This is a genomic window from Tropicibacter oceani (assembly GCF_029958925.1).
Taxonomy (GTDB): domain Bacteria; phylum Pseudomonadota; class Alphaproteobacteria; order Rhodobacterales; family Rhodobacteraceae; genus Pacificoceanicola; species Pacificoceanicola oceani.
The window spans coordinates 3,605,340-3,631,573 of the sequence record NZ_CP124616.1 but is presented as its reverse complement, the minus strand read 5'-3'; the positions used below and the strand labels follow the sequence as shown (position 1 = coordinate 3,631,573).

Here is a 26,234-nt window from a genome sequence, read left to right as displayed (position 1 = left end):
TGACCTGCAGGGCGCGCCATGCCGCACGGGCCGACAGGTTTGATTTGCATCTTCGGCAAGTTTGGCTAGGAGTGGACCAGACCAGAATTGCGGGGCCCCATGTCTGTTTCCATGCTTTCCACCTTCGTCAAGCCGATGCACCCCGAGGGCCGGCGTTTCGTCGCCATCGCGGCGGCGATCACGCTGTTGCTGTTCCTGCTGTGGGAACCGCTGGGCTGGATCGGCGTCGGGTTGACCGTCTGGGTCTATTACTTCTTTCGCGACCCCGAGCGGGTAAGCCCCGAGCGCCCCGACATCATGGTATCGCCTGCGGACGGCATCGTGTCGCTGCTGGAACCGGCGGTGCCGCCGGCCGAACTGGGCCTGGGCGAGGCCGAAATGATGCGGGTGTCGGTGTTCATGTCGGTGTTCAACTGCCACGTCAATCGCCTGCCCACCGCCGGACGGATCGAAAAGGTCGCCTATCGGCCGGGGAAATTCCTGAACGCTTCGCTCGACAAGGCCTCGGCCGACAATGAACGCAACGGGCTGACGGTCGCGTTGCCCGATGGGCGGCGCTATGGCGTCGTGCAGATTGCCGGGCTGGTGGCCCGCCGCATCCTGTGCTGGAGCACCGAGGGCCAGGACCTGGCCCGGGGCGAACGCTTTGGCCTTATCCGCTTTGGCTCGCGGTTGGATATTTACCTGCCCGAGGGCAGCACGCCGCAGGTGCGCATCGGCCAGACCATGGTGGCGGGCGAAACGGTGATCGCGGATCTGGCCGGCACGGTGCACGAGGCGTGAGCATGCCGGAAACTCCCCCCGGAGGGCAGCCCCGCAGCGAAGCGGGTGCCGTTTCGATCCTGATGCTCTTGCCGAACATGGTCACCCTCATCGGGATGAGCCTGGGCCTGACGGCGATCCGTTTCGCCATAGAGGGCCGGTTCACCACGGCGGTCTTTCTGATCATCCTGTCGGCACTGGCCGACGGTCTGGACGGGCTTCTGGCGCGCCGCCTCAAGGCGGAATCGCCCATGGGCGCGCAGCTGGATTCGCTGTCGGATTTCCTGTGCTTCGGCGTCGCCCCGGCGATCCTGGTCTACCAGGTCCACCTGAGCCACACGGGCGGCTTTGGCTGGATCTTCGCACTGCTTTTCGCGGCTGCGGCCTGTCTGCGCCTGGCCCGGTTCAACGTGACATCCGGCCAGGCCGACGAAAGCGCCCCGGCCAAGCGGTATTTCGTCGGGGTCCCGGCCCCGGCGGGGGCCTTGCTGGGGTTGATGCCGGTATTCCTGACCCTGTCCGGCACGTTTTCGGCGGGCAGCATTCCGGTGGCGGTCTGCATCTGGCTGACCATTGTCGGTGGCCTGATGATTTCCCGGCTCAAGACCCCGTCGCCCAAGGCGCTCAAGGTGCCGCGCAGCCTGACGGCGGTGATCCTGTTCGCCACGGTGATCGTGATCGGCCTGAGCTTTACCCACCCATGGTTCTTGCTGGCGGGTGTAAACGTCGGTTACCTGATGATGGTCGCCTACGGCCAGATCCGCGACCGAAGCACCAAACGCTGAGCCGACATCGGACAAGCCTGCGAAATGCCGTGTCACGCGGGTATGGTGCGCGGATCAACGATGCAGGAAAAAGCGGTGGCCCACAGGGGCTGTGATTGCGGCATTAAGAGGTTGATAAGGGACAAGTTCTTTTTGCGGTTTTCGCATAGTGCCCCCAGATCTCCGATTGACTGCCGACAAAGCGCTTCTTGAACCTTCAAGCAGCGCTGTGTTGATTTCCACCCGGACGTGCCCCGGGTTTTCCATCGGGATTTGGCCTGCCTTCAGGGTTTGTTTCGGGGGGCAGTCTTTGGTCAAGGCATGAGTGCCCCATTTGTTTTTCGCGCAGTTGCGGCCGAACTGGCCAGGAAGCGGAAGATGTCATTTCCGGTCCACGGAATGCGGCAACGATGGGTCAGGCGGTTGAGAAAAATCGGACCGTCCCGCGACCGACGCGATTAACCGCGGTGCGTATATTGTCTTTGATGCCGCGCTGCGGGACCCCGCCGAAAGACCCGGAACCCGTGCCAGTGGGCATCGAACAGCAACCATCGACCGACAGTACATTTCCACAGGCAATGTCACGAATGGACTGAGCTTGCTCTGCTGCTTCGGCGCCGCGAACTGTGGCTCGATCGGGCCTGCGTTCACAGGCTTCTTGATGGTTTTGCGCGGCGTCCCGGCCTGCTGCGCAATTTCGCGCAAAGCCATACGTCGGCTGTTGTTCATAAGTCCCATGTGTATCACGCCAATGTCCCCCGTTGCGCATGGCGACAGGCACAGGGGCCAAGGGGCAATTCTCAATGGAAATCACGCCGCTAGGCGGCTCACTTCCGGGTGGAAATCAACATCTGAGCCCGCGCGCTCAGAGATCATCGCCGAAAGTTTCACAGACCTGATCCCAGGCCTGCTCCAGATGGCTGCGCAGGGCCGCTTCTGCGCTGTCGGGATCGCGCATCAAGATGGCGTCGAAGATCCGCTTATGTGCTTCGAAGTTGGCGCGGTTGCGTTCCGGCAACCTTGGCATCCGCGACCACTGCGGTGCAAGCCAGGTGACATAGGCCTTGTGCAGCGCCGGGAGCACGGGGTTGCGCGGAATATCGTAAAGCAGCGCGTGGAAGGCCCGGTCGGTACGGTAGAATTCCTCGCTGTCGTCGATGGCGGCTTGGTTCGCCTCAAGCGCGGCTTTCAGCGCCGCGATGTCGTCCTTTCGCGCTTTTTGCGCCGCCTGCCGCACCAGCGCGGCCTCCATCAGGATGCGGGTGTCAAAGAGGTTCTTCACCCCGCCCGAATTGTTCAGCAAATGAACGACCACCGATTCCATCGCCGAGATCGCGGCGTCATACCCGGGTTTGCGAACGATCGGACGGTGGCGGGGGCGGGCTTCCAGCAATCCCTGTTTCGACAGGCTCTGAACGGCTTCACGGACCACGGTGCGGCTGATGCCGAATTCTTCCATCAAAAGGCGTTCGGGGGGCAGGGGGGTGCCGTCCGAATATTCGCCGGACTGGATTTTCTCTGAAAGCCGGCGCACGACCGTATCGGCGGCGCGTCCCAATTTGCTTTCGTTCATCCCAGGCATGAGGGTCTCCGTCATCCGCTTGTCCTTATAGTACACCCATCACCAGATCGGCGCACCTGTCGCCCAACATCATGGCGGGCGCCTGTGTGTTTCCGGCATTGATATCAGGCATTGCTGAAAGATCGCAAACCCGCAGTCCGTCGATCCCGCGCACCCGCATCCGCGGGTCGAGTACCGCCTTCGGATCGCCGTCCTTGCCCATTCGGGCCGTACCGGCGGGGTGATAGTTGGTCTTCACGAAGCGGCGGCAATAGGCGCGCAGGCTCTCGTCGTCGCGCTGGTCGGGGGGCGGCAGCATCACGCGGTCGATCTTGTCGGCAAGGGGGGGCTGTTCAAACGCACTCAGAAAATAGCGCAGGCCCGCGACCATCTCGTTCATGTCGGCGGGGTCTTTCAGCAGGTTGGGCGAGACAAGAGGCATGGCCGCCGGGTCAGCCGAGGCTAGCCGTACCTCGCCCCGCGACCGCGGCTTGACGACGACGGTGGTGACGGTCAGCCCATGACCGTCCTCCACCAGATCCCGTGTGTCGCGGTCGACATAGACGATCGGCACGCAGAAGGCCTGTATGGTCGGCTCTCCCTCAGGGTTCGCAGGATTGACGAAGGCCCCCGCCTCGACTCCCGCTGACGTCACGGGGCCAGATCCGAACAACTTGAACTGAAGCCCGTTGCGCAACATGCGCCAGCCATCGCCCTGTTTGTAATAGCCGTAGGGCCCGTTGACCCGCGCGGTGATCGGCACCTCGGGGTGATCCATAAGGTTCTGGCCTACTCCTGGCAGATCGGCGATGCACGCAATGTCGTGTTCTGCCAGGTGATCGGCTGGGCCGATCCCCGAAAGCATCAGGATCTTTGGCGTGACAAGTGACCCGGCCGACAGGATCACTTCACCGCCGCAGCGCACCCGATGTTCGCCCGTCTTGTCGCGATAGGTGACACCCACGGCGCGCCCGGTCTCGAAATCGATTCGCGAGACCTCGGATTGCAGGCGGACGGTCAGGTTCGGGTTGTCCGCTTGCGGGGTCACATAGGCATAGGCGGCCGAAGAGCGCCGCCCGTTGCGGTTCATGAACTGGTAAAAACCGACGCCGGTCTGCCGCGCACCGTTGAAGTCATGCGTGAAGGGTAGGCCAAGCCCTTGCGCCGCCTGAACGAAAAGCCGGGACAGGTTGTCGATATGGCCGGGATCCGACACCAGCAACGGCCCGGCCGCGCCGTGGCGGTCATCCAGTAGACGGTTGTTGCCCTCCATCCGGCGGAAGTGGGGCAGCACCGCCTCCCAGCCCCAGTCGACGGGGTCGTTGGAGCCGTGCAGCAGCGCCTGCCAACCGTCGTAATCCGAAGGCCGTCCGCGCATGTAGACTTGCGCATTGACCGAGGAGCCGCCGCCCAGCACGTGGCCTTGCGGGATGTCATGCACTCGCCCGCCCAGATGCGCCTGCGGCACCGTCTTGTGATAGCGCATGAAGCGGGTGCCGTTGATCATCTTGAAGATGCCCGGCGGCATGTCGAGCAGGGGGTGCCGGTTGGAATACCCCGCCTCTAGCAGCAGCACCCGCGCGCCGCCGTCCGAGGCGAGCCGCCCGGCAGCCACGCAGCCCGCGGCACCGCCACCAATGACGATATGGTCGAACTCTTCCACGCGTATCTCCATTTTTGGGCATACCAAAGTTGTGGGGCATCAAGCCATATTTCGAGGTAATCCGCAACATTCAAAGAAATCTGTTGACGAATGTCTCGTTTGAGTCAATGTTTCCCTAAATTTGGTCGTACCAAAAGGACGCACATGGATTTCGCCCCCTCCCAAGCTATCGTTGCGCAAATGCTGATTGGCGGACAGTGGATCGCCTCGCGTCCCGGTGCGCTGATCGAGGTCGAGAATCCGGCGGACGACACGATCATCGGCACGATCCCTGAAGGCAGCACCGAGGATGCCGCCCGCGCTGTGGCCGCCGCCCGCAAGGCGCAGCCCGGATGGGCGGCCCGCCCCGCGGTGGAGCGGGGTCGCGCGGTGCGCAAGCTGGCGCAGCTGGTGGGGGCGCGCGCCGAGGAGCTTGCAACGCTCATCACCCGCGAACAGGGCAAGCCGATCGGCCAGGCGCGGGGCGAGGTGGGGGCCGTTGTCGGTTTCCTCGAGCATGCAGCCGAAGGCGCGCGGCGGATCGAGGGCGACATCATAGCCTCGGACAACCCGGACGAGGAAATCCAGATTCGCCGTCATCCCTATGGCGTCGTCGTCGGTTTGACGGCCTGGAACTATCCGGCAGCCTTGGCGGCACGCAAGATCGGACCGGCGCTAATTGCGGGCAACACATTCGTGCTTCTGGCGCATGAAATCACGCCCTTCTTGGGTCTTTTCATTGCCGCGCTGGCCGAACAGGCCGGCATCCCTGCCGGGGTCATCAACGTGGTGACAGGGCGCGGCGCCGTGGTCGGGCGGGCGCTGGTCGAACATCCCGATACCGGATTGATCACCATGACAGGCTCGAACCGCGCAGGGCGCGAGATCTTCCGCTCGGCGGCGGATGGCATGAAGGTGCTGCGGTTGGAGTTGGGCGGCAAGGCCCCCTTCATCGTCATGGAAGACGCCGACATCGACAAGGCCGTCGCCGCAGCGGTCACGGCCCGCTACACCAACTGCGGCCAAATCTGCACCTGCAACGAACGTATGTACCTGCACAGGGACATCGCGGACGAGTTTCTTGAAAAGTTTGTCGCTGCCTCGCGCGCGCTGACCATCGGCGATCCGATGACCGACCCTGACATGGGCCCCAAGGTCAGCGGGCCCGAGCTCGACAAGGTCAAGTCGATCGTCGATGCCGCCGTGGCCGAGGGTGCCGAGGTTCTGCTGGAGGGCGGGCCGCTGACCGAAGGCGCCTATCTGCGCGGCCATTGGTACGCGCCCACCGTCCTTGAGGTGAAAAACAACGACTCGCCCGTGATTGAGCAAGAGGTCTTTGGCCCGGTGGTGCCGGCGGTGCGCGTGGCGGATTTCGACACCGCCCTGCAAATGGCGAATGACACCGATTACGGGCTGTCTGCCTACATCTTCACGCAAAACCATCGTCGCCTGATGCAGACGCCTTACCGGCTGAACTTTGGCGAAATCTACGTCAATCGCGCCAATGGCGAGCAGTTTCAGGCGTTTCACAACGGTTGGGGGCACTCTGGCCTTGGCGGGGAGGACGGAAAATACGGCTTCGACGGGTATCTGCGCAAGCAGACCCTTTACATGAACTGGGGATAGACCGGTTCGCTGCGGCCGAGGAGAAATGGCCGCTTTTTTGGGAGGAAGACACATGAAAAGACGTATCATTCTCGGGTCGGCACTGACCGGTCTGATTGCACTATCTGCCGGGATTGCAGGGGCAGAAACCCCGCCACTGGCGCAAAAGGACCGCTACAAGGTCGGCTTTGCGCAGATGGAATCCAACAACCCTTGGCGCATCGCGGAAACCAAATCGTTCCACGACACCGCCAAGGCCTGCAACTGGGACCTGATCGCCACGGATGCCGCGGGCTCTGCCGCGAAACAGGTGGCTGACGTGGACAGCATGATCGCCCAAGGCATTGACGTACTCTTCCTGCCCCCGCGCGAGGAAAAGCCCCTGATCCCCGCCGTGATGAAGGCCAAGGCCGCGGGCATTCCCACCTTCCTCGTCGACCGCTCGGTCGATCCGAACGTCGCCAAGGCGGGTGAGCACTTCGTGGCCTTCCTCGGGTCCGATTTCATCGACCAGGGCGAGCGTGCAGCCGAGTGGCTGATCGAGAACTTCGACGGCGACAAGGGAGTGATCGTGGAGCTTGAAGGCACCACCGGTTCCTCGCCTGCCAACGACCGCAAGAAAGGTTTCGACGACCGCATCGCACAGGATGACCGGTTCGAGATCGTCGCCAGCCAAACCGGCGACTTTGCCCGTGATTTGGGCCGCCAAGTGATGGAAACGCTGCTGCAAGCGCACCCTGACGTGAACGTGGTCTATGCCCACAATGACGAAATGGCGATTGGCGCGATCCAGGCGCTGGAGCTGGCGGGCCGCAAGCCGGGTGAGGACGTGACCATCGTTTCGATCGACGGCACCCGCGACGCGCTTCAGGCGATCATCGACGGCAAGATGGGTGTCACCGTGGAAAGCTCGCCATTCTTCGGGCCGCTGGCCTGCGAAGTGATGAAGAAATACGCCGCCGGTGAAGAAATCCCCGGCTGGGTTCAGGTCGAAGACCGCATCTTTACCCAGGACAACGCGGCCGACCACATCGACGAAGCCTACTGAGGCCTTTCGCCGGAGGACGCTGCGCGCGTCCTCCGGATTTCATCACGATCGGATACCACATGACTGACCTCATCGAGATGACGGGCATCGGGAAATCCTTTGCCGGTATCATCGCCTTGCAGGATGCCAGCCTTGCCATCCGCCCGGGCGAGGTGCACGCGATCATCGGCCAGAACGGCGCCGGAAAATCGACGCTGATCAAGATCCTGACCGGCGTTTATCGCCGCGACGCAGGTGATGTGCGGATGAACGGTGCGCCGCTTTCGATCACCACCCCGCGCGAGGCGCAGGATGCCGGGATCGCCACGATCTACCAGGAACTCAGCCTCGTGCCTTTGCGCAGCGTGACGGAGAATGTCGTCATGGGGTACGAGCCGCGCACACGGCTTGGCCTGATCGACTGGAAGGCCGCCCACGCGCGCACCCGCGAGATCCTCGCGCGCTTCGGTGTCGACGTGGACGTGACGCGGCAGCTGGGCAGCTATTCAACCGCAATCCAGCAGCTTGTTGCCATCGCGCGCGCGGTATCGCTTGATGCCAAGCTGGTCATCATGGACGAGGCGACTTCCTCGCTTGACGATCAGGAGATCGCGACGCTGTTTTCCGTGGTTCGGAGTCTGAAGTCCTCGGGCGTCGCGGTGCTCTATATTTCGCACTTCCTGAACGAACTCTATCAGATCTGCGACCGTGTGACGATCATGCGCGATGGCCAGACTGTGGCCACGCACGATGTGGCCGAGACGACCAAGCTGGGGCTGGTTTCCGAAATGCTGGGCCGCGACGCGAGCGAAATCCAGGCCGCGGGCCTGACAGCACTGTCCGGTGGTCACGGCGACCCCGGCGAGGTGCTGTTGCAGGCCGAGGGGCTGCGCAGCAAGACCGGTCTTCGCGGCACGTCCTTCACCATCCGCAAGCGCGAGATCGTGGGGTTGGGCGGGTTGCTTGGGTCGGGCCGGACCGAGGCGGCGCGCGCGGTTTTCGGCCTCGATGCGCTGACCGAAGGCCAGGTGCGCCACCATTCCGGCGCGTCGCTGGACACGCCCGCACAGGCCATTGCGCTAGGGCTGGGGTTCCTGACCGAGGACCGCAAGGCCGACGGCATCATCCCGCATATGTCCGTGCGCGAGAACATCACCTTGGCCTTGCTTCCAAAGCTGAAACGCATGGGCGCCGTCGACCGCGAACGCGAGCGCAAGCTGGTGCAGCACTATATCGATGCCTTGCAGATCAAGACCTCGGGCATGGAGCAGCCGATCCGCGAATTGTCGGGCGGCAACCAGCAAAAAGTGCTGCTGGCCCGCTGGCTGGCGCTGGAGCCGGAAATCCTGATTCTCGACGAACCCACCCGGGGCGTCGACGTGGGGGCGAAATTCGAGATTCAGTCGATCATCCGCAAACAGGTGGCCGACGGGCTGGCGGTGCTGCTCATCAGTTCGGAATTCGAGGAACTGGTGGAAGGCGCCGACCGCATCGTGGTGCTGCAGGATGGCACATCGGTCAGCGAATTGCAGAACCCCGGTGTGACCGAAAGCGCGCTGATCAATGCCATCGCACATCATCACGAAAGGAGCGCCGCGTGACCCAGACGCTTGCCATGATGCGGGGCCGCTTCGACCCCTCCCGCCACGGCGCCTTGCTGGCGCTTGTTGTGATCGTGCTGTTCAACCTTGCCGTGACGCCGAACTTTCTTCAGGCGCAGACGCTTTTCGTCAACATCAGCCAGGTGGCAACCATCGCCATCGTCGCGATGGGCATGACGCTGGTGATCGCCACCGGCGGCATCGACCTGAGCGTCGGCGCGGTGATGGCATTGTCGGGCGCGCTGGCGCCGCTGATCTTCCTGTCGGATTTCGCAACGGCCAACCCCGGCCTGGGGCTGGCGGCGTCGATCCTTGTGCCGATCGTTGTCGCGCTGTGCTGCGGGATTTTCAACGGCGTCCTTGTCAGCGTCCTGAACGTGCAGCCTATCGTCGCGACGCTGATCTTCTTCATCTCGGGGCGAGGGCTGGCGCAGGTGCTGACCAATGGCAACCTGCAGACCTTCACCAACCCGTCGTTCAGCTATCTTGGCACCGGCCGCGTGCTGGGCCTGCCGTTCCAGGGCTGGCTGGTGCTGCTGATCGCCGTGGTGCTGTTCTGGGTCGTCACGCGGTCGGTCTTTGGCCGGCAATTGCTGGCCGTGGGCGGAAACGAGCGCGCGGCGCGGCTCTCCGGGATCCCGGTGCACCGGGTCAAGATCGGGGCCTACGTGATCTGCGCCGGGCTGTCGGGCCTTGCCGGATTGATCGTCGTGGCGATCAACTCGGCCTCCGATGCGGCCCGCATCGGCAATCTGATGGAACTGGACGCCATTGCCGCGGCGGTTGTGGGCGGCACGCTGCTGCAAGGCGGGCGGGCGCCGATCTTTGGCGCGGTGCTGGGCGCAGTCATCATTCAGCTGGTGAAATACACCCTGCTGGCCAATGGCATCGCCGACGAAGTCGCGCTGATCGCCAAGGCGGGCATCATCATCGCCGCCGTCTACCTGCAACAGGCGCGCAAGGAGTAAAGCATGCTGGACAACACTGCATTCGACCTGCGGCGCTATCTGCGCGGCGGCGGGCATTCCTTCGGGGTCTGGGTGGCGCTGGTCGCCATGATCCTCTTTGGCCTCATTCGCTACGAGAATTTCGGCGGTGCCTACAACATCTCGTCCTTTCTGAACTACAACGCGATGTTCATCGTGATCTCGGTCGGCATGTGCTTTGTCATCCTGACTGGCGGCATCGACCTTTCGGTCGGCTCGGTCGCGGCCTTCACGTCGGTTGTGGCGGCTTACCTGTCGCCCTACGGCATCCAGGTGGCGCTGCCCGGCGCGGTGCTGGCGGGGCTGGCGATAGGGGGCTTGAACGCGCTTTTCGTGGTGGCGATGCGCATCCCGCCCTTCATCGCCACGCTGGCCACCATGCTGGGGGCCAAGGGCGGGGCGCTGGTGATCTCGGGGGCGCAGACGATCTCCATCGACTGGGGCTCGAACTTCACCAGGCTGGGGATGGAGCAGGCCTTTGGCATTCTGCCCTGGACCATCGTTATCACCGCTGTCGTGGTCATCGCACTTTGGATCGTGCTGGAGCGCACTTCGCTGGGCCGCACGGTGCTGGCCGTGGGCGGGGGCGAGGACGCCTCGACCATGATGGGGCTGGACGTGACCCGCGCCAAGGTCTTCGTCTACGCGCTCAGCGGGGCCTGTGGCGGGCTGGCGGGGGTCTTTCTGGCCTCGGGCTTTGGCGCAGGCCAGCCGCTGGAAGGCGTGGGCTGGGAACTTTCGGCCATCGCCTCGGTCGTGGTCGGCGGCACGCTGCTGACTGGCGGCATGGGATCGGTCGGGGCGACGGTCGCCGGGGCGCTTCTGTTGGGCTTGGTCTTCAACATTCTCAATTTCGAAAACGGGCGGGGCGTCATCAGCCTTAGCGCCTATTGGCAGATGGTCATCCGGGGCGGGTTCCTTTTTGCGGTGATCCTGCTGCAAAGCCATCTGGCCAGCCGATCCAAGGGAACCACGATATGACAAGGATAACCAAGGTCGAAGCGCGGCTGTTCAACGTGCCGCTGGCCGAGGTGCTGAGCGATGCCAAACACGGCGACCACACGCATTTCGAACTGATCACCGCCACAGTGACACTTGAAGACGGCAGCCAAGGCACCGGCTACAGCTATACCGGTGGGCGGGGCGGCCATGCGATTGTCGCCATGATCACCCATGACCTTGCGCCGTTCCTGGTGGGCCGTGATGCCGAAGACGTCGAGGCGCTGTACGAGGCCATGCAATGGCATGTGCACTACGTGGCGCGCGGCGGCATCGCGTCTTTTGCGATCTCGGCGGTGGATATCGCGCTCTGGGACCTGCGCGGCAAACGCTCTGGCCGGCCGCTATGGAAGATGGCGGGCGGCGCGGATCGCCGTTGCCGGGCCTATGCCGGTGGGATCGACCTGAACTTTCCCCTGCCCAAACTTCTCGACAGTATTCGCGGCTACCTCGCGCGCGGCTTTGACGGCGTGAAGATCAAGATCGGCCAGCCCACGCTGGCCGAGGACGTCGCCCGCATCAAGGCGGTGCGTGCGTTGATCGGGCCGGACGTGGCCTTCATGGTCGATGCCAACTACGCGATGAGCGTGGAGCAGGCCATCGAAGCGGCACGCGCCTTTGAACCCTTTGACCTGACATGGTTCGAGGAGCCGACGATCCCGGACGACTACAAAGGCTATGGCCGGATTGCCGAGGCGACGGGGATGCCGCTGGCCATGGGGGAGAACCTGCACACGATCCACGAGTTCGAATACGCCTTTGCCGATGCCCGGCTGTCGTTCATCCAGCCCGACGCCAGCAATTGCGGCGGCATCACCGGCTGGCTTCAGGTGGCCGAGCTGAGCCGCAAGCATGGGCTTCCTGTTTGCAGCCACGGGATGCAGGAGCTGCACGTCAGCCTCGTCTCGGCGCAGCCCAACGCCGGCTGGATCGAGGTCCACTCTTTCCCGATCGACGCCTACACCCGCCGCCCGCTGGTGGTCGAGGATCACATGGCCGTGGCCCCCGATACGCCTGGAACGGGCGTGGAATTCGACTGGGACAAACTGAATTCAGCACATGAGGACATGAAAGCATGAGCACCATCACCGCCGCCTATTACCGCGGGAACAAGACCTTTGCCGTCGAAGAGGCCAACGCGCCGCCGCCCGCGGCGGGCCAAGTGCAGTTGCGCATCGCCTATTGCGGCATCTGTGGCACCGATATGCATGTCTACCACGGCAACATGGACGCCCGCGTCGGGTTGAACCGGATTGTCGGGCACGAGCTGTCCGCTGTGGTGGAAGACCTGGGCGAGGGCGTGACCGGCTTTGCCAAGGGACAGAAGGTCGTGGTGCGCCCGCTGGACCACTGCGGCGATTGCCCGGCCTGCAACGCGGGGCATCAGCACATATGCCACAAACTCAAGTTCCTCGGCCTCGACACCGATGGCGCCATGCAAGAGCTGTGGAACGTGCCTGCGCATACGCTGCATGTGCTGCCCGACGACATGCGTCTGGACCATGCCGCGCTGATCGAACCGGTGGCCGTAGCCTGTCATGACGTGCGCATGGCAAGCGTGCAACCGGGCGAGGACGTGGTCGTCATCGGCGGTGGGCCCATCGGCGTGCTGGTCGCCATGGTGGCGCGGGATGCGGGCGGCAAGGTCGTGATCTCCGAGGTCAACGAAAATCGGCTGGCTATTGCCGAGAAACTCGGGTTCGATACGGTCAACCCCGCCAGGGTCGACCTGAAGGCGGCGATCACTGACCGTACAGGCGGCAAGGGCGCCGATGTCGTCTTCGAGGTCTCGGGCACGCAACCCGGTGTCGATGCGATGACCGCCGTGGCCGCGACGCGCGGGCGCATCTGCATGGTGGCGATCCATGCGACGAAGCCGCAGGTCGACATGTTCCAGTTCTTCTGGCGCGAGTTGAAGCTGATCGGCGCGCGGGTCTATGAACCGCAGGACTACGACAAGGCCATCGAACTGGTGGCAAAGGGCGCCATCGACGCGGACACGGTGATCACCGATGTCAGCCCGCTGGGTCAAATCCAGCAGGCCTTCGAGTCGCTGGACGCCAGCCCGACCGCGTTGAAAAGCCTGATCAAGGTAGGAGAGCTTGCATGAACGTCCTTCAATCATTTGACCTGAGCGGCAAGACCGCCGTCGTCACCGGTGCCAAGCGCGGCATCGGGCGCGGCATGGCCGAAGCGCTGGCGCAGGCCGGGGCCGATATCGTTGGGGTCAGTGCCTCGCTGGCCCCGGGGTCCGAGGTGGAACAGGCGGTCACCGCGCTGGGCCGCAAGTTCACCGCTTACCAATGCGACTTTTCGGACCGCGCCGCGGTGACCGGCTTTGCCGCGCAACTGGAGAGCGACGGCATCGCGCCAGACATTCTTGTGAACAACGCGGGCACCATCAAGCGCAAGCCTGCGGTCGAGCATCCCGACGACTGGTGGGACGAGGTGATCGAGGTGAACCTGTCGGCGCAATTCGTGTTAAGCCGCGAGATCGGGCGTGGCATGGTGGAACGCGGCCGGGGCAAGATCATCTTCACCGCCTCGCTCCTGACTTTCCAGGGCGGCATCACGGTGCCAGGCTATGCGGCCTCCAAGGGCGGCATCGGCCAGCTGACCAAGGCGCTGGCCAACGAATGGGCCGGCAAGGGGGTGAACGTGAATGCCATCGCACCGGGCTATATCGCCACAGACAACACACAGGCGTTGCAGGATGATCCTGACCGTTCGAAATCCATCCTTGAACGGATCCCCGCGGGGCGCTGGGGCAAGCCGCAGGATTTCGCCGGACCAGTGGTCTTCCTTGCCTCCTCGGCTTCGGACTATGTCAACGGAGAGATTCTCGTCGTCGATGGGGGCTGGATGGGCCGCTAGGGTTTCACGGTGCCGGCAGTGAGTGTCGCGTGGCCTTAAAATCTGAAATGCAGAAGTCAACGAAATCAGGGGGAAAGCTTTGCGTTCAGGGTTCTGACCCTTGTGTTTTGAGCCTTGGATCTTGGTCAGTTTCATCTGGATTGGACAATTGAAGCCTCGTTATCGCATAGCCAGTTCAGCCCGCCCCTAGGACCGCTCAGCGGCTCTGTGGAAGGTCACCGGACGCCCTGTTCCTTTCAAGCGAAGGTAGATGGCGACGGCTTCGGACAGCTTCACGGATTATTGCTGGGTACCAGGCGTTGCTTCCCAGACCATTGGGGCTGCGTTGGTGTTCTGTGCCTGCCGTAGCATGTGTTTGCCCGGAAGATCGCTGTCCTTGATCCTGAGGTGATGCCAGTAGTCGTCCAGCTTTTGCGCTGCTCTGTCGGCCCAGGTCGCAGCTACAGAAACAGATCGGGTGCGAAGAGAATACGCGGTTTTTGGTGAGGTGTAGTGCTGTCGCAGGTCTTTCGGGACGCGTCTCACGAAGTAGAAGACGCCATCTTTGACAAATGTGCGGGCGCCAGGGTTGTTCTCCGCCATGTTCCGCGGCCGCTCCATCATCATATAAAGATGAGGAAAAACAATGGATTATATGGTGCAGTGGTGCCCCACACGGACTGTGATTGCGGCATTAAGTTATTGATAGGGTGTAGGTTATTTTTGCGGTTTTCTCATAGTGCCCCCAATAATGCCCCCAGAGATCCTATTTACTGCCGATAGAGCGCTTCTTGAACCTTCAAGAACGCTGCCTTGATCGCAGAAAGATCACCCAATTTGGCCTTGGCTTCGGATACGCGACCATACCTTGCCGTCAGGAACTCACCCAACTTCGGAAGGGCCAGTTCACGCGTCCCGTTCCTTTCATAGGCGCCAAGGACACCGACCAGCAACTGCTTCAGTTCCTCGTTTTCTTCGCCAGCCATGTCAGACCGCGCAAAATCCGCGCGTTCGTGACGTGAACGCTTCTCGTTCTGGTACAGAATGTAGCTCAATACATCGAATAGATCGCTGTGCGGGGCGTCCACCAACCTTCGGATGTCTTCCAGTTTTTCGCCGTCATAGCCTCGATCCGAAAGCTGATTGATCAATTCCATACGCGTGTCGGGATGGCTCCAGATGCGGCGCAACTGGTCCTCGTTTTCAATCAACCCTGACAGGTCTCCGAAAAGCTGCTCAAGGAACTGCTGGGCAGACATGGGAGTGCCATCCGCGCTCCAGTAGGTGGTCGTCGCGATATACTGGATTTCCCGTTCCTTGCCGTCCGACAGTTTGATCCGGATTTTTTCAATCGGCGGCTCGTTACTTGGTTCCGTCCCGCTGGGGTCATTCGGATCGGTCGGTTCGGGCGAGGGTGTCGGCTCTCTTGGGGCGTTTGGCTCGTCTGGGGGCAATGGCTCGCCATCCCACTCGGGATCATTGAAGTTCAGGTGCGCCTTCACGAAATCCCAGATCGTAAAGTGGTCTTTGCCCTCATAGGTGCGTGTTCCGCGCCCGATGATCTGTTTGAATTCGATCATCGACTTGACTGGACGCATCAGCACGATGTGCCGAATATTCCGGGCATCGACACCCGTGGACAGCTTTTGCGAGGTGGTCAGGATCGTCGGGATGGTCTTTTCGTTGTCCTGAAAGGTGCGCAGCCACTTTTCCCCAATCGCGCCGTCCTCTGCCGTCACTCTGTGGCAATAATCCGGATGATTGCTGCGCTTTTCCTGATTGATCAAATCCCGCACCAAGGCAGCGTGATCCTGGGTCGCGCAGAACACCAGGGTCTTTTGCCGTTGGTCTATGGCCTGCAAGAACTCGCGCACGCGGCTGCGTTCGCGTTCTTCGATCACCACGCGCGTATTGAAATCGCCTTCGGTAAAACTGGTGCCTTCCTCGACCTCGCCCGCCAACAACTCGTCCGAGCCGTCATAGACGTATTCGTCGATGGTGCTGGCCATCTGGCGCACCTTGAACGGGGTCAGATAGCCGTCTTCGATCCCGTCCTTCAGGGCATAGGTGTACGCCGGTTCGCCGAAATAGGCATAGGTATCGGCGTTATGCTTTCGCTTGGGCGTCGCGGTCAGGCCAAGCTGATAGGCCGGTTCGAAATACTCCAGCAGGCTGCGCCATTCGCTTTGGTCGTTCGCGCCGCCCCTGTGGCATTCGTCGATCACGATGAAGTCAAAGAAATCCGGGGCGTACTGGCGGTAAACCTCTTCGCCCTCGCCGGTCATGAAGGTCTGGAAAATCGTGAAGAACAGGCTGGCGTTCTTGGGAACCTGTCCGCCGTTCTTGCGAATGGTCGCGGGATCAATCCGGGTCACGGCATCGTTGGGAAAGGCGCTGAACGCGTTATAGGCCTGATCAGCAAGGATGTTGCGGTCGGCCAGGAACAGGATGCGCGGGCGGCGCACTGGGTCGCCCGACAGGTTCCACTTGGCCTGAAACAGCTTCCACGCGATCTGGAACGCGATGGAGGTCTTGCCCGTTCCGGTGGCCAGCGTCAGCAGGATCCGCCGGTCGCCTTTTGCCACGGCCTCCAGCGCCGCCGTGATCGCATTGTGCTGGTAATAGCGTAGCTCCCACTTGCCGCCGTCCGTTTCGAAGTCGACCGCGCCAAACCGGTCGCGCCACAGGTTCGGGGTGGCAAAGGTGCGGTTCCAAAGATCATCGGGCGAGGGGAAGGGCAGGGCCAGGTCGCCCTCGGCCCCCGTGGTCATGTCGATCTGATACCAGCCCAACCCGTTCGAGGCATAGGCAAAGCGCGAGCCAAGACGGGTGGCATAGTCCTTGGCCTGCCCGACGCCGGTGCGGTGGCTTAGGCCCGCGCGCTTGGCCTCCAGCACAGCGAGCTTCTGGCCCTTGTGGATCAGGACATAATCAGCAGACAGCCCCTTGCCGCGCGTGCCGCCTGATTGAATGCGCCCGGGACAGATCACCTCACGTCGCACCCTGGAACCATTCTGCCCCCAGCCCGCCGCCGCCAAAACGGGGTCTATGCGCTCGGCGCGGGTATCGGCTTCGGTTTCGTCGTGAATGCTCATCAGGTCTACTCGTTACATCATGTTAATTCGCCCGCGAAGGCTTTTTGCAAAAGGGATTGGCGAAGGTCGTCGATGTCTTGAAGCTTGCCTCTAAATGCTTCTTCAAGTCGCTCCATATCATCATAGGCGCTCTGGCAATTCGCTGCGATTGCACGTTGGCGATCAAGGTTCTTCGGAAACCTCAAAGGCACTGTCTTTAGCAGCTTTGCCTTGATACCAACTACAGTTGCGCCTGTGCCGCGTCTGTGAATTTCGGATTGCATGGGGGGTGCCATCAGTGAAAATTTCAAGAACTCCGCCAAAATAACGTCTTCATCTGCCTGCATAGTGATCAATCGCTGACCGATAACGACAGTTTCTTCAGTGTCCAATTGTGCAACGTTTGCAAGCGGTGCCTCGGTCGAGAACAAGACATCGCCTAGTTTTGGAAAACCGCGTGTCATCCATCCTTCGTAAGCACTTTCCAAAATGAACTCTTCGGGTTCACGTTGGATGTAGCCCATCTTCACATTCTTGGCTGTAATCAGCCTTATACCGACTTCTGTTTTCGGTGGGGTCTTCCCGCGATAGTCAATGAAACGCACATGATCGTTGAGCTCACATTCATCCCAGCCTGCTTCATCTCCGGAAAAGGCCGTCGCAAGGTAGCTCTCAAACAACTCCCGCGCGTTTTGGAGGTTGGCTTCGGCGTGGGCGCGGGCGCGGGCCAGACCCTCGAAGGCCTCGTCCAGAACCGCAACAATCCGCTGTTGTTCTTCGAGTGGCGGGAGGGGAATTTCGATATCCTTGATCTTTTTCAGATTAAGGTTTTTCTGACGTGTCCCGCGCCGCTGCTCCATTATAGACGGCTTGATCGCCTCAAGTGCAGCCTTGACGAATCGTAAGTCAGTTCGCGGTGTTGGCTTTATTCCCGCGACGGCTTGGTTGAATGCAGCATCACGATCAAGCAACGCCATCTTCATCGCAGCCGTATCGTACATGCCGACCAATAGAGACCCCTTGGGAAATAGCTTGGCGTTCGATCTATCAAGCCCAAGAGCAGTAATTCTGTCTTTCGGCTCTATTGTGAATTCGCCATTTAGCTCGCCCGATGAGTACCAAGGGATGTCCCCGTCCCAGAATTCAGCAGTTGATTTGAGAGGTGTGCCACCGCTGGCAACAAACGAAAGTTCGCCGAGCTTTTTTACATCCCAACCAGCCTTCACAGCATTCCCCGAATGTCTTCGAGGATTTGCGCCGTCTCGGCATCCCGCGCCAGCATGTCGGCGATGATCTCTTCGGGGCTGCGCAGCGCCTCGGCCTCGGGTGCGTTGGGGTTCTTGACCGACAGATCACAGGTGTCCTCGTCCAGATCGGCGCGACCCACGATCCAGCTTTTCGGCCCATTCGCGCGGGTGCGCTGCAACTCGACAAACTCTGCCAGATCGTCGTCGTTCAGCGGGTTGGTCTTGCCCAGGGACCGCCCGGGATCAAGCTGGTAATACCATATGTCGCGCGTTGGTGCGCCCTTTTCAAAGAACAGCACCACGGTCTTGACACCTGCGCCCTGAAACGTGCCTTGCGGGCAATCAAGGATGGTGTGCAGTTCCGCCGCCTCCAGCAGTTCGCGGCGCAGGGCAACGCTGGCGTTGTCGGTGTTGGACAGGAAGGTGTTCTTGATCACCACAGCCGCGCGGCCCCCGGCCCGCAGCTTGCGGATGAAATGCTGCAGGAAAAGATAGGCGGTTTCCCCGGTGCGGATCGGAAAGTTCTGCTGCACCTCGCGCCGTTCGCCGCCGCCAAAGGGAGGATTGGCCAGAATGATGTCGTGGCGGCCTGATTCCTGAATATCCATCACGTTTTCATTCAACGTGTTGGAGTGGATCAGGTTCGGCGCCTCGATCCCGTGCAGGACCATGTTCATGATCCCGATCACATAGGCCAGGCCCTTTTTCTCCTGTCCATAGAAGGTGCGGTTTTGCAAGGTGTCCCAATGGCTGCCAACGTCCTTGCGGGTGCCATCGGGGTTGGTGGTCAGGTAGGCAAAAGCCTCGCACAGAAAGCCCGCCGATCCGCAGGCGCCATCATAGATGGTTTCGCCAATCTTTGGGTCGGTGACCTTGATCATGGCGCGGATCAGGGGGCGCGGGGTGTAGTATTCCCCGCCGTTGCGGCCAGCGTTGCCCATGCGCCGAATGCGGGTTTCGTACAGTTCGGACAGTTCGTGGCGCTGTTCCTGGGTGTTGAAGGCCAGGCTGTCGATCTGTTCCAGCACGTCGCGCAGGATATAGCCCGAACGGAACTTGTTGCGCAGTTCGGTAAAGACCTCGCCGATCTTGTACTGGATGGTCTGGGGGCTTTCGGCGCTTTGGCGGAAGGCAGCGAGGTGCGGGAACAGGTCCTGATCGACAAAGGTGGTCAAATCGTCGCCAATCATGGCGTTCGGATCGAGTGCGCCGTTTTTCAGGGGCGCGGCCCATTTGTCCCAGCGGTATTTGCCGGTGATGATCGGAGCGTAGTCCTTGCCCTCCAATTCGGCGCGGTCCTGACGTTCGATTTCCAGATCGTGCAGGTACTTCAGGAAAAGCACCCAAGAGGTTTGCTCAACATAGTCCAATTCATTGGCGATGCCCTCTTCGGCGCGAAGGTCTTTTTCGATCTTGTTGAACGCGTTTTCGTACATGTTTGCCCGTCTTCAAGTGTTTTTCGTACTATGGCGAAGGGGGTAGGGCGGCGCAACTCAAGGCGTGGTTTCGCGGATCAATTCCGCCTGCCGTTCCTGCGTGACATGGCAATAGGCGCTGACGGTTGTGACAACGCTGTCGTGACCGATGTTCTGGGAAAAGGCTTTGAAGGCCTCGCGGGTGGGATAGTGGTTGTCCGCCCAGCGCACGAGTGTCTTGCGAAAGCTGTGCGGGCCAAAGGCGGGCATATGTGCATCGGTGAAGGCCTTCTTGATGGCCTCTCGCAGCGGCCCGGCCCCGGCATAGCATTCACGCTTCAAGCCAAGAACTTGGAAGCCGTCATTTCCAACACCCATGCGGGGTGGGGGAAACAGCGTGTCGTCCGGTCCAAACAATTTTTCGGTGCGGAGGTACGTCACCCACTCTTCGAAAGCGGGGCGATATATCGGATCGACCGGCAGGAAATAGGTGTTGAAGGTCTTCGACCCTTTGGTCCGCACCTCGCGCCCGTCCTGAAAGATCGAACCACTGATCAGATCGACGTGTTTGAGCCGAAACGACGACAGCGCGCCATCCCGCGCCCCGGTAATCATCAGGCAGGCAAACAACGCCCGGTTTCGGCGCTCGATCTCAGTGCTTTGCGGCATTGCTACGAAAGCCGCGCGGCATTGTTCAAGCGAGGGATACGGCGTCTCGCGCTGGGCATGGGCGGCGCGGGCGTCTTTGGCGTTCTGGTTGAAGTATTCCGCGTCGGAATAGCTGATCCTGGACTTGTACCCAGGTTGCCCAGCGAGCCACTGAAAGAACGCCTTGTTCGCCCGCAGAATACCGCTGACAGTCGCTTTGCCAAGCGGCTTTCCGGTTGTGGGGCTGACCTCTTCGCTCAAGTCATTCTTGAAGCGGCGTGGCTGGTCGATGTGGAATTTCTTGAAGCACTTGTAGCCGGTGGACTTCTCGAACTTCAGGATGCCTTCAGCCGCGCGACGGCACGTTGTTTCGTCCATGCGCTTGGCTTCGCGCAAGTAATGCAGATAGGCGCGTTTGATACGCTCGTTTTTCTCATTCACTTTGCGGGTCATGCTCGATCCTCTTGCTGTGTGGTTTTCAATAGGGGCAGGGCGTATCCCTTAGGGTTATTTCCCGTCACTGGTGGCGAGGTCGAATATCCGGGCGATTTCCGGTATTTTCGCCGCGCTGACAACGCGGCTACATTTCCCCTCGCATACCTCGCAAAGCCCTTCGATACGCGGCGCGCGCCTCGTGCGAACCAAATCAACCATACCGCCCCAAGGGTGCCGGGGTGCCTTGCAAGTGAGGCAAAAGAGCTGGTCGGGTTCGAGTGGGGATCTTGCCTGCACGTTCGCGACTTCGATGTACGCTTTGGCTGCCGACCCAAGGATGAGGGTCGGGCGCTGGCTGTTCAGCGTCGGCAACCCGCGCCGGATCATTGCCCGGACAGTGCCTTGCGTAACGCCCAGCGCCCGCGCCAGTTCCGGCACATCGTAGGTTAGAACGGCGCGCAGTCGGCGGGGATCAAGACGCTTCGCCATCAGCCCGATCCTCGAACAATGCGCGGATGTCTTCTGCGTGCCAGACAGTGGTGCGAGGTCCAAGCTTGCGCGGCTTTGGAAAACGCCCTTCTTTGACGCCCTGCCACCAAGTGGATTTGGACACTGGGATAGGACCAGCAGGAGCGAGGATCTGAGATAGCCGGACAAAACCGGTGCGGGGGAAGCTCGGATTTTTCATTGGGTTGCCTAAATCTGATGACGTTCAAGCAAATGTTGGCAAGTCCGAGATGGTTTGAGCCGGAATGGCAGCTTTCCTACAGGAATCCTCTTCGCGTCATTGCTTCCAATAGTCTGCCGGAACCAGTTCCGCTGCTTCTCGTACCCACTTTCGAACGGTTTTGTTGTCCATACTCAAACCGACCCGATCCAAGTCTTCACAGATGCTGGATATCGCTGTTGTGCGGGTTGCTTTGGGGTCAAATTGGTATTGCTCACAAGCCATCGCAGCGATCAGCCTAAGCAAAGACTGCCTTTCCTGCATAGAAAGACTTTGGCTAGGTCGATCATCAGGCAATCGGATTGCGAGGGTTCGTTTTTCAAGCTGACTGTAGAACGCTTCCGGAACCTGCAAATCAATCTCGTCTATCAGCTTCTTGAGCCAAACAGGAGAAACAGGCATGTACCCTCCAGGCCCTACTGGAAAATGCCCCTGAAAAAGGCGCATTTGTCGACCTAGATGAAACATTTGCGGGTTCATCTTTGTGGGCTCTTCCTGAGAAGCTGCGGAATGGGCCTGATGTTCCGGAAACTTGGAAGGCTCAACCCCAAGTGACAGCATCGTTGCCTCATAGACGCTGTACCTACTCAATTTACCCCAATAGTCGTAGTCTGCTGCGACATCAGGGTGCCCAAATCCCATTGCTAGCCACACCGGTTGATTGCGCTCTAGGCTTTTGATCTCGTCCCCAAGTAAGCTTGAAAACCATGAGCGCAGATCGGCGAACTCAGGGGCTTGTCCAACCCGTAATTCTCTTAGTTCAAGATCACTCAATTGCTCTAACTCGTGCCTTGCTTTGGCTTTCAACTCATCCAAACGATCAGCAAAGGCGTCGAATGCATGCGGATTGGTCGGGCCAATGCTGTGGACAGGAATGGGCTTGGACCAGAAAAGCCAGCTCCCGAATTTCTTTTTCATGACCCATTCTAGGTGGTCTTCTCTTTCATTTTTTCCAAAAGCCATAATGACCTCACTCAACGAAGAAGCTCAGCTTGCCCGCAGTTCCGTCAGATATCCAGCCCACCAATCCATCATGCGCGCGCGTTCTTCCCAATGTTCGCCGCGCGCATAGGCGCGCCGCACCGCATTGCCTTCGACGTGGGCAAGTTGCCGTTCAATGGCGTCAGGGTGCCATAGCCCGCTTTCGTTCGCCAAGGTCGAGAAACACGCTCGAAAACCGTGGGCGGTCATTTCATCGCCGCCATATCCCATACGTCGCAAAGCTGCGTTCAATGTGTTTTCACTCATCGGGCGCTTGACGGATCGAAGGCTCGGGAACAAATACGAACCGTTTCCCGTAATCTCATGAAGTTCGTTCAGCAGCTCCATCGCTGGCGCTGCAAGAGGCACGCTATGCGGGCGCCGCATCTTCATACGCTCCGCAGGGATAGACCAGACCGCCCCTTGGAGGTCGATGTCAGCCCAATTGGCATGGCGCAATTCGCCTGGGCGTTGCGCCAGTAGCGCCAGAAGTTGCAGGCCAATCCGGGTGGTCGTTTGTCCTTCGAAGGCGTCAATCGCGCGCAATAGCCCGCCCAGTGCTTTGGGGTCGGTAATCGCCGCGCGTGGTGTCGGTTTTGCTCGGACCAGCGCGTCTTTCAAAGCTTGTGTCGGGTCCGTCTCAGCCAGTCCGTTTGCTATGGCATACCGAAAAACGCCACCAATTTTTGACCGCAGCCGTTTTGCTGTTTCATAGTTGCCCTTTGCTTCGACTTTGCGCAGGCAGGTCAGGATCGCCGGCGATGTGATGTCCGTTATCGGCCACTTGCCAAAATCAGCGCAGGCCATGTCCAACAACCATTCAGTCTTGGCCATCGTGGCAGGGGCGCGGCCTTCACGACGGGCTTTGTCGATATACCCCTTGGCCTGGTCTTCGAACGTGTGACTGCGACGTTCCCGATCCAACAACTTTTGTCGTCGTTTGGTTTCGCCGGGGTCTTCGTTATTGGCCAGCTTCGCGCGTGCTTCATCCCGCAACTGGCGAGCCTGCACCAGACTGACTGCTGGATAGGCCCCAAAAGACAGTCGTTTTTCCCGCCCATCTATCCTGTACTTCAAATGCCAAAGCCGGGATCCACTTGGCGTCACTGTCACATACAAACCGTCAAAGTCCGAAACCTTGTAGGGTTTGGCCTTGGGTTTCAGGTTCCGGATTTGTGTGTCGCTCAGTGGCATCTGGGGGCATTCTCCAAAAACAAGTTCTGGCGATGCCCCCAAGAAAGCCCCCAAACTGGGGGCATTCCAAGGGACCAGGCTGGACGTGATTGGACAACCATTCGCCTGAAAACCCTTATACAGAAGGGACTTCTGGATGTCTTTGGCTTTGTTCGGATTGGAAAGTGGTGCCCCCACACGGACTCGAACCGCGGACCTACTGATTACAAATCAGTTGCTCTACCAGCTGAGCTATAGGGGCACTGAATGATGGATGCTGGTGGCGCCATCAACGCTGCGGCAAAGGGGGTGACCCGTGCCGCATCGGCGTTTTACCCGAGCGATGTGCGAAGGACAATACTGCATCGCACATCCGGGACGCGGATTTAACGGTCGCTTTTGGGTTTGCGACGCAGGGGGGAATCGCCGCCCCGGTTGACCGGTTTGCCTTTGCCTGGACCCTTGCTGCCGGGACCCTTGCTGCCCGGGCGGTCCATGCGCACCGAAGTGTCCATGGCATTGGCCGGCCGCGGTTTGCCCGGCTTGGCGCCGGGTTTGCCGGCAGGCTTGCCGCCCTTCTTGTCGAAGGGCTTGCCTTCGCTTTTGCCGAACGACTTTCCCTCGGGCTTGCCGAAGGGTTTGCCATCGCGCTTGGCGGCGGGTTTGCCTTCGGGTTTTCCATAGGGTTTCGCGTCGCGCTTGCCGGCCGGTTTCCCTTCGGGCTTGCCAAAGGGTTTGCCGTCCCGTTTCGCCGCGGGCTTGCCCGCCGGTTTGCCATAGGGCTTGGCGTCGCGCGGTTTGTCGTCCCTAGCGGGACGTTCGCTGCGCGCGGGATGGGCGGTGGCCGCTTCGCCGGCCGGTCTGGCGGGCTTGTCCGCGCGGTCGGGGCGCGGGGCGCGGGGTTTTTCGCGATCGTCCGAGCGGGGCTTACCCTGCCAGGGCTTCTTGTCGCCACGATCACCACGATCACCCCGATCGCCGCCGGGCCCCTTGCGGTGCGGCTGCGCAGGGCGACCGCGATGGGCCGGGGGTTGACGGATCTCGGCGGGCTCGGCGTCCAGCTGGCGGCCAAAGACATCGTTTTCAAGCAAGCCGTCCGGGCCAAGGCTGCCAAGGAAATCGGCGGCCACGCTTTCGGACAATTCGACAAAAGTTTCCTGGTCCTGCACGCGGATGCGCCCGATATTGGCCTTTTCAAAGTTCCCGACACGCAGGATCAGCGGCAAAAGCCAGCGCGCCTCGGCGCCCTTGTCGCGGCCGATGGACAGGGAAAACCAGGCCGAGGGGCCGAAATCGCCGCGGTCCTCGCGCGGGGCGCGGGCTTCGGGCTGGTTCAGCTCTTCGGGGGCGGACAGGCCGGCGCGGAAAAAGCTGAGGCAGGCGGCGGCGACCTTTTCGGCGCCATATTCGGCCAGCAGCTTGGCGGCAAAGCCTGCCTCCTGCTCGGTGGGGGCGGTGTTCCAGACCGGATCGGCCAGCAGACGGGCCTCGTCCTTGGCCAGGATGTCCTCGGGGCCGGGGGCGTGGGTCCACTCGGCCTCGATCTTGGCCCATTTCAGCAGGCGCGCGGCCTTCTTGGAAATCTTGTCCGGCACGATCAGCGCCGAGATGCCCTTGCGCCCGGCGCGGCCGGTGCGGCCCGAACGGTGCAGCAGCGCCTCGGTGTTTTGCGGCAGATCGGCATGGATCACCAGTTCGAGGTTGGGCAGGTCGATGCCGCGCGCGGCGACGTCGGTGGCAACGCAGACCTTGGCGCGGCCGTCACGCAGCGCCTGCAGGGCGTGGCTGCGTTCATCCTGCGACAGCTCGCCAGACAGGCTGACCACGGACAACCCGCGATTGGCCAGTCGGGCGGTCAGGCGGGCAACGGTGGCCCGGGTGTTGGCAAAGACGATGGCATTGGGCGCATCGTGAAAGCGCAGAAGGTTGATGATGGCGTGTTCGGCATCGCGCTGGGTGACCTGAATCGCCTGGTAGGCGATATCGGCGTGCTGCGCCTTGCCGGTGATGGTCGAAATCCGCTGCGCGTCGCGCTGGAACTGTTCGGCCATCTTGGCAATCGAATCCGATACCGTGGCCGAGAACATCAGCGTGCGGCGGTCCTGCGGGGCCTCGCCCAGCATGTATTCCAGGTCCTCGCGAAATCCCAGGTCCAGCATTTCGTCGGCTTCGTCCAGAACCACGGCGCGGATGTCGGTCAGATCCAGCGCGCCGCGCATGATGTGATCGCGCAGGCGTCCGGGGGTGCCGACGACAATATGCGCGCCGCGTTCCAGCGTGCGCCGTTCCTGGCGGGCGTCCATGCCGCCGATACAGGCGGCGATGCGACCGCCGGCCTTGCCGAACAGCCATTCAAGTTCGCGCTGCACCTGCATGGCCAGTTCCCGCGTCGGCGCCACGATCAGCGCCAGCGGCGCGGCAGGCGGTCCGAAACGGGCGTCTTCGCCCAGCAAGGTCGGTGCGATGGCCAGGCCAAAGCCCACGGTCTTGCCCGATCCGGTTTGGGCTGAAACCAGAAGGTCCGCCTCTGACAACTCGGGCGCGGTGACGGCCTCTTGGACGTCGGTCAATTGGTCATAGCCGCGCTCGGCGAGGGCGTCAGAAAGGGTAGAGATCATGGGAGGGTGTGTCCGAGGGGTAAGGATGCCAGATTCCGGCAGAAGCGCAGGCCATAGCGCAAACCGCGCCGCATGTCCATGCGCAGCGTTAGACGTTGGCCAATTCGCCGCGTTGC

General features: G+C 61.2%; 22 protein-coding genes and 1 tRNA gene. 10 read left to right on the top strand and 13 right to left on the bottom strand.

Translation table 11 applies throughout. From position 1 onward, the window contains the following. The first annotated feature begins 99 nt into the window (after nt 1–99). Both QF118_RS17380 and pssA read left to right on the top strand, forming a co-directional pair. Nucleotides 100–783 carry a phosphatidylserine decarboxylase gene (locus tag QF118_RS17380; RefSeq protein WP_282300297.1) on the top strand — a complete coding sequence of 228 codons (684 nt, stop codon included), beginning with the start codon at nt 100–102 and terminating at the stop codon, nt 781–783. 2 nt (nt 784–785) lie between these two features. After that, nucleotides 786–1,547: a CDP-diacylglycerol--serine O-phosphatidyltransferase gene (gene pssA, locus QF118_RS17375; protein ID WP_282300296.1), complete on the top strand. Its 762-nt coding sequence runs from the start codon at nt 786–788 to the stop codon at nt 1,545–1,547. Nucleotides 1,548–2,391: 844 nt separating this feature from the next. On the opposite strand, the gene QF118_RS17365 is transcribed toward pssA, so the two are convergent. Together QF118_RS17365 and QF118_RS17360 are read right to left on the bottom strand one after the other, a co-directional pair. Beyond that, nucleotides 2,392–3,099, bottom strand: coding sequence for an FCD domain-containing protein (locus tag QF118_RS17365; RefSeq protein WP_282300295.1), 708 nt, complete (start codon nt 3,097–3,099; stop codon nt 2,392–2,394). 34 nt (nt 3,100–3,133) lie between these two features. Next, entirely contained in the window at nt 3,134–4,762 is a 1,629-nt protein-coding gene (locus tag QF118_RS17360; RefSeq protein WP_282300294.1) for a GMC family oxidoreductase, read from the bottom strand. A gap of 168 nt (nt 4,763–4,930) precedes the next feature. Between QF118_RS17360 and QF118_RS17355 the strand changes: the two genes are divergently transcribed. The 8 genes from QF118_RS17355 to QF118_RS17320 are packed head-to-tail and all read left to right on the top strand — an operon-like array spanning nt 4,931 to nt 13,821. Next, nucleotides 4,931–6,355 (top strand): aldehyde dehydrogenase family protein, encoded by a 1,425-nt coding sequence (locus tag QF118_RS17355; RefSeq protein WP_282300293.1) that lies wholly within the window; start codon nt 4,931–4,933, stop codon nt 6,353–6,355. A gap of 52 nt (nt 6,356–6,407) precedes the next feature. Beyond that, nucleotides 6,408–7,382: an ABC transporter substrate-binding protein gene (locus QF118_RS17350; protein WP_282300292.1), complete on the top strand. Its 975-nt coding sequence runs from the start codon at nt 6,408–6,410 to the stop codon at nt 7,380–7,382. Between the two features lie 59 nt (nt 7,383–7,441). Further along, the gene (locus tag QF118_RS17345) at nt 7,442–8,962 is read left to right on the top strand and encodes a sugar ABC transporter ATP-binding protein (RefSeq protein WP_282300291.1); all 1,521 of its coding nucleotides are present in this window, start codon (nt 7,442–7,444) and stop codon (nt 8,960–8,962) included. Further along, on the top strand, nt 8,959–9,930 hold the full coding sequence (locus QF118_RS17340) for an ABC transporter permease (RefSeq protein WP_282300290.1): 972 nt from the start codon (nt 8,959–8,961) through the stop codon (nt 9,928–9,930). The genes QF118_RS17345 and QF118_RS17340 overlap by 4 nt, the downstream gene beginning before the upstream one ends. 3 nt (nt 9,931–9,933) lie before the next feature. Beyond that, complete coding sequence (locus tag QF118_RS17335) at nt 9,934–10,929, top strand: ABC transporter permease (RefSeq protein ID WP_282300289.1); 996 nt, start codon at nt 9,934–9,936, stop codon at nt 10,927–10,929. Continuing rightward, entirely contained in the window at nt 10,926–12,026 is a 1,101-nt protein-coding gene (locus QF118_RS17330; protein ID WP_282300288.1) for a mandelate racemase/muconate lactonizing enzyme family protein, read from the top strand. Before QF118_RS17335 ends, QF118_RS17330 begins: the two co-directional genes overlap by 4 nt. After that, nucleotides 12,023–13,057 (top strand): zinc-dependent alcohol dehydrogenase, encoded by a 1,035-nt coding sequence (locus tag QF118_RS17325; RefSeq protein ID WP_282300287.1) that lies wholly within the window; start codon nt 12,023–12,025, stop codon nt 13,055–13,057. Before QF118_RS17330 ends, QF118_RS17325 begins: the two co-directional genes overlap by 4 nt. Then, nucleotides 13,054–13,821, top strand: a complete 768-nt coding sequence (locus QF118_RS17320; RefSeq protein ID WP_282300286.1) for an SDR family oxidoreductase — start codon at nt 13,054–13,056, stop codon at nt 13,819–13,821. Before QF118_RS17325 ends, QF118_RS17320 begins: the two co-directional genes overlap by 4 nt. A gap of 279 nt (nt 13,822–14,100) precedes the next feature. On the opposite strand, the gene QF118_RS17315 is transcribed toward QF118_RS17320, so the two are convergent. The 11 genes from QF118_RS17315 to QF118_RS17265 form a co-directional block, all read right to left on the bottom strand. After that, nucleotides 14,101–14,403: a DUF6538 domain-containing protein gene (locus QF118_RS17315; protein ID WP_282300285.1), complete on the bottom strand. Its 303-nt coding sequence runs from the start codon at nt 14,401–14,403 to the stop codon at nt 14,101–14,103. Nucleotides 14,404–14,570: 167 nt separating this feature from the next. Next, on the bottom strand, nt 14,571–16,895 hold the full coding sequence (gene hsdR / locus QF118_RS17310; RefSeq protein WP_282300284.1) for an EcoAI/FtnUII family type I restriction enzme subunit R: 2,325 nt from the start codon (nt 16,893–16,895) through the stop codon (nt 14,571–14,573). Between the two features lie 17 nt (nt 16,896–16,912). Beyond that, on the bottom strand, nt 16,913–18,100 hold the full coding sequence (locus QF118_RS17305; protein ID WP_282300283.1) for a restriction endonuclease subunit S: 1,188 nt from the start codon (nt 18,098–18,100) through the stop codon (nt 16,913–16,915). Next, nucleotides 18,097–19,557: a class I SAM-dependent DNA methyltransferase gene (locus QF118_RS17300; RefSeq protein WP_282300282.1), complete on the bottom strand. Its 1,461-nt coding sequence runs from the start codon at nt 19,555–19,557 to the stop codon at nt 18,097–18,099. The genes QF118_RS17305 and QF118_RS17300 overlap by 4 nt, the downstream gene beginning before the upstream one ends. 57 nt (nt 19,558–19,614) lie before the next feature. Beyond that, nucleotides 19,615–20,637 (bottom strand): site-specific integrase, encoded by a 1,023-nt coding sequence (locus QF118_RS17295; RefSeq protein WP_282300281.1) that lies wholly within the window; start codon nt 20,635–20,637, stop codon nt 19,615–19,617. A 54-nt stretch (nt 20,638–20,691) separates the two neighbouring features. Further along, entirely contained in the window at nt 20,692–21,108 is a 417-nt protein-coding gene (locus tag QF118_RS17290) for a helix-turn-helix domain-containing protein (RefSeq protein ID WP_282300280.1), read from the bottom strand. Further along, nucleotides 21,092–21,307, bottom strand: coding sequence for a helix-turn-helix transcriptional regulator (locus QF118_RS17285; RefSeq protein ID WP_282300279.1), 216 nt, complete (start codon nt 21,305–21,307; stop codon nt 21,092–21,094). Before QF118_RS17285 ends, QF118_RS17290 begins: the two co-directional genes overlap by 17 nt. Before the next feature lie 96 nt (nt 21,308–21,403). After that, nucleotides 21,404–22,264, bottom strand: a complete 861-nt coding sequence (locus QF118_RS17280) for a hypothetical protein (RefSeq protein WP_282300278.1) — start codon at nt 22,262–22,264, stop codon at nt 21,404–21,406. 69 nt (nt 22,265–22,333) lie between these two features. Next, nucleotides 22,334–23,521 carry a tyrosine-type recombinase/integrase gene (locus QF118_RS17275; RefSeq protein WP_282300277.1) on the bottom strand — a complete coding sequence of 396 codons (1,188 nt, stop codon included), beginning with the start codon at nt 23,519–23,521 and terminating at the stop codon, nt 22,334–22,336. A 165-nt stretch (nt 23,522–23,686) separates the two neighbouring features. Then, nucleotides 23,687–23,762: transfer RNA gene (locus QF118_RS17270), tRNA-Thr, on the bottom strand. Nucleotides 23,763–23,886: 124 nt separating this feature from the next. Next, on the bottom strand, nt 23,887–26,118 hold the full coding sequence (locus tag QF118_RS17265; protein WP_282300276.1) for a DEAD/DEAH box helicase: 2,232 nt from the start codon (nt 26,116–26,118) through the stop codon (nt 23,887–23,889). Nucleotides 26,119–26,234: the final 116 nt, after the last annotated feature.